The following is a 10,321-nucleotide window of genomic DNA, read 5'->3' on the forward strand; positions in this document are numbered from 1 at the left end:
GGAGCGATCACGCATGTCGGGCAGCACCGCCGCCGTCTCCACCCCGGCCGTGGCCGGGCATCCCGCCCAACGCGCCATGCTGCTCGGCGCGCTCGGCGTGGTCTTCGGCGATATCGGCACCAGCCCGATCTATGCCTTCCGCGAGAGCCTGCGCACCGCGGCCGAGCATGGCATGGCGGCCGACCAAGCCGTGCTGGGCGTCGTCTCGCTCATCCTCTGGGCGGTGATCCTGGTGGTCGCGGTGAAATACGTCGTCTTCGTCATGCGCGCCGACAACGACGGCGAGGGCGGGACGATGGCGCTGCTCTCGCTCGCCCTGCCCGAGGCCGGGCGGCTGAAGCCATGGCTGCTGCCGGTCGGCCTCGCCGGCGCGTCGCTGTTCTTCGGCGATGCGATGATTACCCCGGCTATCTCGGTGCTCTCGGCGGTGGAGGGTGCCGCGGTCGCCGAGCCCTTCCTGCAGCCCTACGTGATCCCCGCGGCGCTGGTGGTCCTGGCCGGGCTCTTCCTGATCCAGTCGCGCGGCAGCGGCCATGTCGGCGGGCTTTTCGGCCCGGTCATGGCGGCTTGGTTCGCGGTGCTGGCCCTGGTCGGCATCTGGCATGTGCTGGGCCGGCCGGGGATCCTGGCGGCGATCGATCCGCGCCACGCGCTGCACGCCATCACCGAGGGCGGCGGCGGCTTCGCCGCGCTCGGCAGCGTCTTCCTGGCGGTGACGGGCGGCGAGGCGCTCTACGCGGACATGGGCCATTTCGGCCGGCAGGCGATCCGCCTCGACTGGTTCGCCGTGGTGCTGCCGGCGCTGGTGCTGAACTACCTCGGCCAGGGCGCGCTGGTGCTGGCCGATTCGGCCGCCGCCGCCGACCCCTTCTTCCACCTCTTTCCCGACGGGCTGCTGCTGCCGGCGGTGGCGCTGGCGACCTGCGCCACCGTCATCGCCAGCCAGGCGGTCATCTCCGGCGCCTTCGCCCTGGTGCAGCAGGCGATCCAGCTCGGCGCGCTGCCGCGGCTCGAGGTCCGGCAGACCTCGGAGGAGGCCGCCGGCCAGGTCTACGTGCCGCAGATCAACTGGCTGATCTGCGTCGCGGTGTTGGCGCTCGTGCTCGGCTTCCGCAGCTCGGAGGCGCTGGCGAACGCCTATGGCATCGCGGTCGCCGGCGACATGCTGGTGACCACCATCCTGGTCAGCCTGGTGGCGCATGGCCGCTGGGGTCTGCCGCTGGCGGCGGTGCTGCCGGTGGCGGGTGCCTTCCTCGCGCTCGACATCGGCTTCGTCGCGGCGAATGCGCACAAGATCCCGGGCGGCGGCTGGTTCCCGCTGGTGGTGGCGGCCGTCGTCCTCACCCTGGTGCTGATCTGGATCCGTGGCCGCGCCCTGCTGCTGGAACGGCGGGACGAGGACGCGGCGAAGCTCAGCGCCTTCCTGGCCAAGCTCGACACGCCGGAGGGGCCGCACCGCGTCCCCGGCACCGCCATCTACCTGACGACGCGGCGGGAGGTGGTGCCGGCCGCGCTCTCGCTCAACCTGAAGCACAACGGCGTGCTGCATGAGCATGTCGTGCTGCTCACCGTGCAGGGCGAGCGCGTGCCGCGGGTGCCGGAAGCCGAGCGCTTCTCGATCGAGCCGATGGCGGACGGCTTCCGCCGGGTGCTGCTGCGCTTCGGCTTCGCCGAGCAGCCCTGCGTCATGCATGCGCTGGGCGAGCGGCAGGAGGCGCTGGGCTTCGACCCCGCCGCCGCGTCCTGGTTCCTCGGGCGGGAGGTGCCGGTGCCCTCGATGCAGCCGGACATGCCGCTGTGGCAGGAGAAGCTCTTCGCCTTCCTCGCGCGCAACGCGGTCGGCGCCACCGACTACTTCGGCATCCCGACCGCGCGGGTGGTGGAGCTCGGGACACGGGTGGAGATGTAGCGACTGCGCCCCGGTGGAAAGAAGGCGAGATCGGAACGAAGGTATCCTCCTCGAACCCCTCATCCATGTTTCCGGGTCGGCACCCGCCGGGCTTCGGCAGCCGACTTACGGAAGCCAAGGGATGGGTTCTGGGCAGAACATTCGTTTCCTACCCGCCCCTCGGCTCCCAGCCGCCGCCAAGCGCCTTGTAGACCGCGACCAGGTCGGTCGAGACCGCGGCTGCGCTTTCCGCCACCGCCAGCTCCGCCGCCAGCCGGGTGCGCTCGGCGTCCAGCACCTCGAGAAAGGTGCCGAGCCCGGCGGTGAAGCGGGTGCGCGCCAGCGAGGCCGCCTGCCGTGCCGCAACCGATTGGCGCCGCAGCGCGTCGCGCCGTCCCTGGTCGCCGTAATAGGCGGCCAGCGCATTCTCCACCTCGTGCAGCGCATCCAGCACGGTGCGGCGCCAGACCACCGCCGCGGTGCGCTGCCGCGCCTCCTCCAGCCGGATCTGCGCGCGCAGCCTGCCGCCCTCGAAGATCGGCACGATCAGCGCCGGGCCGATCGAGAAGAACCGGCTCGCCGCCTCGAACAGGTTGGCGGTATTGCCGGATTGCAGGCCGATCGAGCCGTTGATGCGCAGGCTCGGGTAAAGCTGGGCGGTGGCGACGCCGATCCGCGCGGTCTGCGCCGCCAGCGCCGCCTCGGCCGCGGCGACGTCCGGGCGGCGGCGGATGGTTTCGACCGGCAGGCCGATGGCGACCGAGGGCGGCGCGGGCGGCTGCGGCGCAGGCGCCGACAGGCGGTCGGCCAGCGTCCCCGGCTCCTGCCCCAGCAGCCGGCTCAGCCGGTTGGTCGCCTGGGTGACCTGCGCGTCGAGCTGCGGCAGCGTCGCCTCGGTGCTGGCGACCAGGGCATTGGCATTGGCGACGTCGACCTCGGTGGCGAAGCCGGAAGCGGCGCGGGACCGCGTCAGCGCCGCGTTGTCGCGCTGCAGCCGGAGGCTCTGCCGGGCAATGCCCTGGCGCGCCTGCAGCCCGCGGAGCTCGAGATAGGCCCGCGCCGCCTCGGCCCGCAGCGACAGGCGCGCATTGTCGAGCAGCCGCTCGGCCGAGCGGATATCGGCCTCGGCCGCCTCCACTCCCCGCCGCGTCCGGCCGAAGATGTCGAGCTCCCAGGCCGCGTCGAAGCCGGCCTGGTAGATGGTCAGGCCGGGCTTCGGCCCGGTCGGGATGGCGATGCCCTGGGATGCGTTGGGCTGGCCGCCGACGGAGGCGCGGCCGCCGGCGATCGAGGCGAAGGGGCTGTTCTCGCTGATCCTGAGGCGCGTGTCGGAGGCCGAGGCGTCGAGCGTCGGCCAGAAGCCGGCATAGGCGACGCGGCGCTGCTCGCGAGTCTCGGCGATGCGGGAGGTGGCCTCCTCGATATCCGGGTTGTCCGCCTCGGCCGAGGTGACCAGCCAGGTCAGCGTCGGGTCGTGGAAGCTCTCCCACCAGGCCGCGTCGACGGCGCGCGCCGCAGCGCGGCTGCGGGCATAGGCCGGGGCGTCGAGCGCGGCCTTGCTCCAGGCGTCCGGGGCGCGCGGCGTGGGGCTGAGGAAATTCGGGCCGACATTGCAGGCCGAGAGCAGCAGGACAGCCAGCGGGGCAAGGATCTTCTTCGGTCTAATGGCCACTCGGCTTCGCCCCTTTCGGCAGGTCGCGCATCAGGAAGACCAGCGGCCAGAGCACCAGCACGGCGACGCCGAGCAGCCAGAAGGCGTCGATGTAGCTGAGCACCTGCGCCTGGGCCTGGACCTGCCCGGCCAGTTGCGACAGCGCCGACTGCGACGCCTCCCAGGCACCGACGCCGGCCTGGCGCAGCGCCTGCTCGGTCTGCCGCAGCTGCTCCGCCCAGAGCGGGTTGGTGTCGCGGGCGGATTCGACCAGACGGTTCTGGTGGAACTGCGCGCCATGCACCACGGCGGCGTTCATGACGGAGATGCCGACCGAGGCGCCGAGGTTGCGCATCAGGTTGATCAGCGCGCTGGCGTCGTTGGTCTTGTCCGGCGGCAGGCCGATATAGGCGGCGGTGGTGATCGGCACGAACAGGAAGGGCAGCGCCACCACCTGCAGGATGCGCAGCGTCGAGACATCCCAGAAGGACATCCCGAGCTCGATCCGGGTCGCATACAGCAGGGCGCCGCCCGACCAGAGCAGCGCCGCCAGGATCACCCAGCGCGGCTGCACCAGGCCGGTGATCCGCCCGGCGATCGGCATGACGAAGATCGTGCCGATCCCGCCCACCGCCAGCGTCAGCCCGGCCGTGGTCGCGTCGTATCCCATCAACTCCTGCGTCAGCTGCGGCAGCAGCTGCGTGGTGCTGAACAGGGTGAAGGCCACCAGGAACATGATCAGGCTGGCGGCAAGGAATGAGCGGTGGCCGAAGAGCCGGACATCGACCGCGGGCCGCGCCTGCCGGCGCTCCCAGGGGATCAGCGCGACGAAGCCGAAGACGCAGGCGAAGGTCAGCCAGGACACCGTCGGCGACCAGAAGCCGTCGTCGATCACCGCCCGGTCCAGCACCACCTGCAGGCTGCCCAGCGCCAGCGCCGCCAGCAGGAAGCCGACCCAGTCGATGCCGCCGCCTTCGACCAGGAAGCGCTTGCGGTCGTCCCGCACCGCCTGCGGCTCCTTGACGAAGACCGAGACGAGGAAAATCGACAGCGCGCCGAAGGGCAGGTTGATCAGGAAGATCCAGTGCCAGGAATAGTTGTCGGTGATCCAGCCGCCGAGCGCCGGGCCCATCGCCGGCGCGGTCACCACGGTGAGGCCGTAGAGGGCGAAGGCGCCGGCGCGCCTCTCCGGCGGGAAGGTATCGGCGAGGATGGATTGCTCGACCGGCGCCAGGCCGCCGCCGCCGATCCCCTGCAGCGCGCGGAAGACCAGCAGCATGGGCAGGTTGGACGAGAGCGCGCAGCCGAGCGAGGCCAGCGTGAAGAGCGCGACGCAGCCCATGTAGAAGCGCTTGCGGCCGAGCGCGGTGGCGAGATAGCCGGAGACCGGCAGGACGATGGCATTGGTCACGAGGTAGGTGGTCAGGATCCAGGTGCTCTCGTCCTGACTGGCGCCGACGCCGCCGGCCATGTGGCGCAGCGCAACATTGGCGATGGTGGTGTCCAGCACCTCCATGAAGGTGGCAATCGAGACGATGCTGGCGATCAGCCAGGGGGAACGGTCGCCGGCCGCCGAGCGCGGCAGGTCCGCCATCAGTCGCGCACCCGCACGCTGGGCACGACGGAAAGGCCGGGCGAAAGCGGCAGGTCGCGCGCGCGGTCGTCCTCGAGCACGATCTTCACCGGCACGCGCTGGGTGATCTTGACGTAATTCCCCGTGGCGTTCTGCGCCGGCAGGACGGAGAAGCGCGCCCCAGTGCCGCGCTGGATGCCGTCGACCCTGCCCTTCAGCACCGGGTCGGGATAGGCGTCGACCTTGACCTCGACGGCTTGGCCGGGGCGGATCTGCCGCAGCTGGGTCTCCTTGAAGTTCGCCGTCACCCAGACGCTCGGCTCGACGACCGAGAGCAGGGCCTGGCCGGGGGTGACGTAGTTGCCAGTCTCCACCCCGCGATTGGCGATTCGGCCGGCGACCGGCGCGGCGATGCTCGTGTAGGAAAGCTGCAGCTCGGCATTGCCGACCGCCGCCTCGGCCTCGCGCAGCGCGGCCTCGGCGGCGCGGCGCTGCGCCTCCGCCGCGGCGGCCTGGGCCTCGGCCGCGGCGACCTCCTGCCGCGCCGCCTCGACCCGGGCACGGGCGCTGCGCGATTGCGCCTCGGCATCGTCGCGCGCCTGCTGCGTCACCGCGCGCGGATCGACGCTGCGGAAGCGCCGCAGCGAGGTCTCGGCATTTTCCTGGTCTGCCTCGGCGATCACCACATTGGCTTGTGCCTGGCCGATGGCGGCGCGGCGCACCGCGACCTGGGCGCCGGCCTCGGCCACCTGCGCCGCGGCGCTGCCATGCCGTGCCCGGGCATTCTGCAGCGCCACCTCGAAGTCGCGCGGATCGATGCGGAGAAGGAGCTGGCCGGCCTCGACGCGCTGGTTGTCGTCGACCAGCAACTCGGCCACCCGGCCTGCGACCTGCGGCGCCAGCCGGGTGACATGGGCCTCGAGGAAGGCGTCGTCGGTCGCTTCCCAGAGCCGCGACTGCCACCACCACCAGCCGCCGCCGACCAGGAGCAGGAGGCCGGCAAGCGCGCCGCCGCCGATCAGCAACCGGCGCCGCCAGGGCGGGGCAGGCGGCTTGCCCCCACCCTCGCCCTGGTCCTTGCGCGGTGCCTCGTCCTTCCGGTCACCCGGCGGCGGGTCGTCAGCCTCTGTCTTCTGCCGTTTCGCCGGCGGCGCGTCGTCCATGCCCTGCGACATTCCGGTGTGCGTCGCAGCAGCGCGGCGTTGCTGCCGGGGTTGCCTCGCGGCCTCTCCTCAAAGGCACGCGAGGGACAGGTGACAGGCGGGCGGGGCGTCCCAGGCGCGACGCGGTCAACTCAACGTCGCGCCCTCGATCACCTTGCCGAAGCGCTCCCAGGTCGTCCCGGTCCAGCGCGCCAGCTGCATCTGCCGGATCGGGTGGTAGTTGGTCGGCGCGGTATCGACCCGGATGCCGGGCAGCAGCACCGCCAAGTCCAGCGCTTTGAGGTTGGCGGCCTCCCGAATCAGCCGCTCCCGCGTCAGCTCGCGGCCGCATTGGCGCAGAGCTTGCGCCATGGTCGCGGCGATGCCATGGCCGAAGACGTTGCCGGCGTCGGTGACGTCACCCTCGGGGTAGTGCCGCTGCATGAAGGCCCGCCAGTCCTGCATCCCGGCATCGTCGCGCCAGGTCGGGTCGGTCGGATCCTTCAGATAGGCGGAGGTGATGATGCCCGTCCCCTTCTCCCCGCCCGCCGGGATCATCACCGTGCCAGCCGAGATCGAGACGTTGGTCAGGAAGTGCAGCTTCGGCTTCCAGCCGATGTCGTGGACCTTGCGGATCGCCTGGGCGGCGAATTTCGGGGTGGCCGCGGTCAGCAGCACCTCCGCGCCGGTCGCCTGCAGCGAGAGCACCTGGCTGTCGATGGTGGGATCCGTCACCTCGAAGGATGCGGTCGTCACCGTCGTGTCGAAGCGGTCCTTCAGGATGTCCCGCACGCCCGTAACGTAGTCCTTGCCGAAGTCGTCGTTCTGGTACAGCAGCGCCATGCGCGCCTTCGGCGCTTGTTCCAGCAGGTGCTTGGTGTAGATCTGCGCCTCGGTCCGGTAGCTCGGCTGCCAGCCGATGGTCCAGGGCGTGTCCTGGTAGTTGCCCCATTTGTCGGCGCCGCTGCCGATGAAGAGATGCGGCACCTTCCGCTGGTTGGCGTAGCGGACGATGGCGCTGTTGGCCGCGGTGCCGATGTTCTGGAACAGGCAGGCGACCTTGTCCTGCTCAATCAGCCGGCGCACCTGCTCGACCGTCTTCGGCGGACTGTAGCCGTCGTCGTAGGAGATGAAGTTGATCCTGCGGCCGGCGATGCCGCCCTGCTCGTTGACCATCTTGAAATAGGCCGCCTCGCAGCGCGCGATGGTGCCGTAGGCCGAGGCCGGGCCGCTGTAGGGTGCGGTATTGCCGATGCGGATCTCGGTCGCGGTGATGCCGGTGGCATCGGCCGCCTGGCCGATGCGGGGCGCCGCGAGCACGGCGCCGGCCGCCGCGAGGACGGAGCGTCTGTGGAGCATGGTTGCCTCCCTGGGACAGGATTGGCCCGGGCCGGCACAGGGCCGGCGGGCACCCGCATCCTGCGCCGTGGAGGCTCCCGCTTTCCAGCGTCCTATGCCGGCCCGCGGCTCAGTCCATCGTCATGCCAGCATAGCCCTGTTCCGCCACCGCGTCGCAGCGCGCCCGGTACTGCGGCGCGCCGCCCTGGTATTGCAGGATGCGGCGGACCGTCTTGCCCTCCACGTTGCGGTTGATGCCGGTCGCCCAGGAATCCACCTGGGTGTAGAGCATCCCTGCGGCCAGCTCCTCGATATGCGCCGACCACTCGGCCTCGGCCTCGGGCGTCGCCTCGGCCCGGGTCAGGCCCTGCGCCTGCATGTGGCGCAGCAGGCCGGTGACCCAATCCACGTTCTGCTCGATGCAGCGCGGGATGTTGCAGCGGGTGGAGGCGTTGTGCGGGCCGACGATGGTCAGCAGGTTGGGGAAGCCGGCCGACATCAGGCCGAGATAGGTCTTCGGCCCATCGGCCCAATGCTCCTTCAGCCGCTGCCCGCCGGTGCCGCGGACCTCGATGCGGTCGAAGCTGCCGGTGATGGCGTCGAAGCCGGTGGCGTAGATGATGACGTCGAACGCGTACTCGGCCTCGCTGGTGCGGATGCCGGCGGCGGTGATGCGCTCGATCGGCGTCTCGCGCGTGTCGACCAGGGAGACATGCGGCAGGTTGAAGGCCTCGTAGAAGCGGGTCTCCTGCGGCACGCGGCGGGTGCCGAAACCATGGCATTTGGGGATCAGCTTTTCGGCGGTGGCGGGATCCTTGACCCGCTGGCGGATCTTGCGGGCAACGAAGTCGCTGAACAGCGCATTGGCCTTGGGGTCGGTCAGCACGTCGCGGAAATTCGCCATCCAGATGCCGAAGCCGGGCTCGGAATAGAGCCTTTCCCAGAAGGCCTCGCGCTCCGCCTCCGTCACCTCGAAGGTGCCGCGCGGATCGGTGTCGTGGATGTAGCAGCCGGGGGTGCGCCGCAGCAGCTCGAACATCTCGGGGTATCCGGCCTTGATCCGCGCCTGCTCATCCTCGGTGATCGGGCGGTTGTGCAGCGGCGTGCACCAGTTGGGCGTGCGCTGGAAGACCGTGAGCTGGCCGACCTGCGGCGCGATGGTCTGGATCACCTGCACGCCGGTGGCGCCGGTGCCGATGACGGCGACGCGCTTGCCGGCGAAGTCCACGGGCTCGTGCGGCCAGCGATAGGTGTGGAAGGAGGTGCCGCGGAAATCCTCGATGCCCGGGATGCGCGGCAGCGTTGCGGCCGAGAGCGGGCCGATGGCGGTGATCAGGATGCGGGCGCGATGCGTCTCACCGCCTTCCAGCGCCACCTCCCATTCCCGCGCCGCCTCGTCGAACTGCGCGCGGGTGACGCGGGCCTCGAAGCGGATGTCGCGGCGCAGGTCGAAGCGGTCCGCGACGTGGTTCAGGTAGCGGAGCGTCTCAGGCTGGGCGGCGAAATGCTCGCTCCAGTTCCAGTCCTGCAGCAGCGCCTCGTCGAAGGCATAGCCGTAGGTATAGCTCTCGGAGTCGAAGCGGGCGCCGGGGTAGCGGTTCCAGTACCAGGTGCCGCCGACCCCGGTGCCGGCCTCGAAGACCCGGACCGTCAGGCCGAGCTGGCGCAGGCGGTAGAGCTGGTACATGCCGGCGATGCCGGCGCCGAGGATGATGGCGTCGAAGCCGGTGGCCCTGGTCGCGGCGGAGGCGGGGTCCGGCATGTGGAGATCGGGCACGGCTTCACTCCCAGTCTGAGTTTGCCGGGAGTGTGCGGGCAAGCCGGGACGCGGCCAAGTGCGGAAGGGGCTGGACAAGCCAGGTCTGCCCCTGGGGCTGCTGGCCGCCACGCGGGGCTGTCTCGCTGGCGGGTACCAGGGCGCCTTGACGTGTCGCGGAGACCGGCGAGCGGTCGCTGGTCCCGCCTGTTGCGTGCCGCACGGATCCGGGTGTGCCGGGAGGCGCCGCGCATTGCGCGGAGGGCCTGCGGCATGGGCCAAGCCTGGCGTCCCCTAGGGGATTCGAACCCCTGTTACCGCCGTGGTAGTGACAAGACCAGCTACATCAACCACTTAGGGTGTACCCTTCCCCCGATTGGGCGGGACCGTTCCGCCCCTGCCCCGAACCCTGGGACCGGCGGATAAAGAAAACCCCGGAACCGAACCGTTAGCGAGACGGTGCGAGTCCGGGGCGATAGCAAGGCACAGACAAAGTACCGAAAGTAATACGAACGGCTTGAGGCTACATTCTGTGCCTACCGACGCAAGAACTTTCTGCGTCACGCCCGCGTGCAGCACCGCGCATACCTTTCGGTTCCGGTCCTCCCACTAGAAGGACCCAACCATGTACGAAGATGCCGACCTGGGCGAATCCGTTTGGGAGGTCACCCCCGAGGGCTGGATTGCCGAATCGCTCCAGCTACAGTCTTACCACCCCCCGCTCGACCGCCTGGATGAGGCGGCGCTGGCCTGCCTGCATTACATCTGCCAGCAGGTTGGCCTCCCCCGGTACCTGTTCGACACCGAGCCCGGCCAGATCATTTGGTGGCCGGAGACGGAGAGCGGCTGGGTCGCGGCCTACTTGAGAGCGTCGGAGAGAAAATCCCTCAGGGAGCGGCTGGGTAATCTGGCCGCGGCGGCGTGAAATAGGAGCGCTGCCGAGCCTTTCGTCACGACGGCTGACGGAAGGCCT

The 10,321-nt window shown here is 70.5% G+C and carries 7 protein-coding genes; 2 read left to right on the forward strand and 5 right to left on the reverse strand.

Annotated features, from left to right (window positions below):
- Positions 1-13: 13 nt before the first annotated feature.
- Entirely contained in the window at positions 14-1,909 is a 1,896-nt protein-coding gene (locus E2C06_RS23520) for a potassium transporter Kup (protein ID WP_133291034.1), read from the forward strand.
- A 148-nt stretch (positions 1,910-2,057) separates the two neighbouring features.
- Here E2C06_RS23520 and E2C06_RS23525 read toward each other — a convergent pair whose 3' ends face one another.
- The 5 genes from E2C06_RS23525 to E2C06_RS23545 all read right to left on the reverse strand — a co-directional run bounded on the left by E2C06_RS23525 (position 2,058) and on the right by E2C06_RS23545 (position 9,369).
- Entirely contained in the window at positions 2,058-3,560 is a 1,503-nt protein-coding gene (locus tag E2C06_RS23525) for an efflux transporter outer membrane subunit (RefSeq protein WP_133291035.1), read from the reverse strand.
- Positions 3,550-5,133: a DHA2 family efflux MFS transporter permease subunit gene (locus tag E2C06_RS23530; RefSeq protein ID WP_133291036.1), complete on the reverse strand. Its 1,584-nt coding sequence runs from the start codon at positions 5,131-5,133 to the stop codon at positions 3,550-3,552. The genes E2C06_RS23525 and E2C06_RS23530 overlap by 11 nt, the downstream gene beginning before the upstream one ends.
- A complete protein-coding gene (locus tag E2C06_RS23535; RefSeq protein WP_165982610.1) occupies positions 5,133-6,275 on the reverse strand; it encodes an HlyD family secretion protein in 1,143 nt (380 codons plus the stop codon). Before E2C06_RS23535 ends, E2C06_RS23530 begins: the two co-directional genes overlap by 1 nt.
- Before the next feature lie 126 nt (positions 6,276-6,401).
- Positions 6,402-7,613 (reverse strand): ABC transporter substrate-binding protein, encoded by a 1,212-nt coding sequence (locus E2C06_RS23540; RefSeq protein WP_133291038.1) that lies wholly within the window; start codon positions 7,611-7,613, stop codon positions 6,402-6,404.
- A gap of 109 nt (positions 7,614-7,722) precedes the next feature.
- Entirely contained in the window at positions 7,723-9,369 is a 1,647-nt protein-coding gene (locus E2C06_RS23545) for a flavin-containing monooxygenase (protein WP_241671435.1), read from the reverse strand.
- Between the two features lie 604 nt (positions 9,370-9,973).
- Here E2C06_RS23545 and E2C06_RS23550 point away from each other — a divergent pair.
- Entirely contained in the window at positions 9,974-10,273 is a 300-nt protein-coding gene (locus E2C06_RS23550) for a hypothetical protein (protein ID WP_133291039.1), read from the forward strand.
- Positions 10,274-10,321 lie beyond the last annotated feature (48 nt).

The organism is Dankookia rubra, from assembly GCF_004355005.1.
GTDB lineage: Bacteria > Pseudomonadota > Alphaproteobacteria > Acetobacterales > Acetobacteraceae > Paracraurococcus > Paracraurococcus ruber_A.